Origin of the sequence: Loktanella sp. D2R18, from assembly GCF_003318235.1 — a bacterium.
In the GTDB taxonomy this organism is placed as follows: domain Bacteria; phylum Pseudomonadota; class Alphaproteobacteria; order Rhodobacterales; family Rhodobacteraceae; genus Yoonia.
Genome location: NZ_QOCG01000021.1, coordinates 1 through 1,049, shown reverse-complemented (window position 1 = coordinate 1,049; position 1,049 = coordinate 1). Strand labels below are relative to the sequence as shown.

The following is a 1,049-nucleotide window of genomic DNA, read 5'->3' as shown; positions in this document are numbered from 1 at the left end:
GCATAGGGTAAAGAGGGCTCTTCGCCGCCATTCGCTGCGGTTGCAAAAGGGCACAGTGATCTGCGCGTATATCCCGCCGGTTCACCATACCGCTTGAAGAAACTTATTGACCAAACTCTGCCTGTCTTGCTAAGCAACCGTCAACACAGCTGCGCCCGATTGGATCTTCCAGTCGGGCGCTTTGCGTTTGGAGGGTGGCGATGGGAAGGCTTTCGTCTGTTGGTTCACGCCTCAGTTCTGCCAAACCCCGCCTTGTTGCGGCACCTCAGTCTGAGACGGATCGCTCGCGATCGCGCGACCGCGATCAAAGCTGGCGCGCTTGGTATAAAACGGCGCGCTGGCAAAAGCTGCGGTTGGTTGTACTCAAGCGCGATGGATACATCTGCCGACAAACGGGTGTGCTGCTGATCGGGACATATCCCGCTGAAGACAGCGCGGTGGTTGACCACAAGGTGCCGCATAGCGGTGATCCGGATCTCTTCTGGGACATCGACAACCTGCAATCCGTGTCCAAAGCCTACCACGATAGCACCAAACAAAGCTTAGAGCGGCGCGGCCTCGCCTAACCGGGGGGGTAGGTCAAAAGTCAGAGATCCTGATTTGCCTAGACCCGCGCTGATAGTAGCCGGAGATTTTTTTTCGACATGCGTGATATTTTGACGATCGACCTTTTTGGGGATGCTGTCACGCTGCCCTCAGGGCGTCGTGGACGGCCCTCTCATAAATGGTCAAAAAGTTCTGCCGACAAGGTGATCTTGGGTCTGGCGATGGGCATGGTCACAAGCGAGATCGCAAATGGGTTGGGGATTTCCCAGCCGACTTTGCGCAAGTATTATTTTTCTGAGCTCAAGCGCGCAGATATGCAGCGTGACCGGTTTGAACTTTGGCGCGTGCACCAATTGGCGGAACTGGCCAATGCGGGCAATGTCTCTGCGATCAAAGAACTTGGCAAAGTCATGGCCGCGCGGGACCGTGCCAAGGCGCTTGCTGATTTGGATGACGCAGATGATTTACCCAAAGCGCCGCGCGTCGGTGTGAAACAACAACGC

At 56.0% G+C, this 1,049-nt stretch carries 2 protein-coding genes; both read left to right on the top strand.

Features of this window, described 5'->3' with window-relative positions:
- Positions 1-200: 200 nt before the first annotated feature.
- Complete coding sequence (locus tag DS901_RS11350) at positions 201-566, top strand: HNH endonuclease (RefSeq protein WP_113777069.1); 366 nt, start codon at positions 201-203, stop codon at positions 564-566.
- A 78-nt stretch (positions 567-644) separates the two neighbouring features.
- The coding region (locus DS901_RS11345; RefSeq protein ID WP_258546711.1) for a hypothetical protein at positions 645-1,049 on the top strand (405 nt) is incomplete at its 3' end.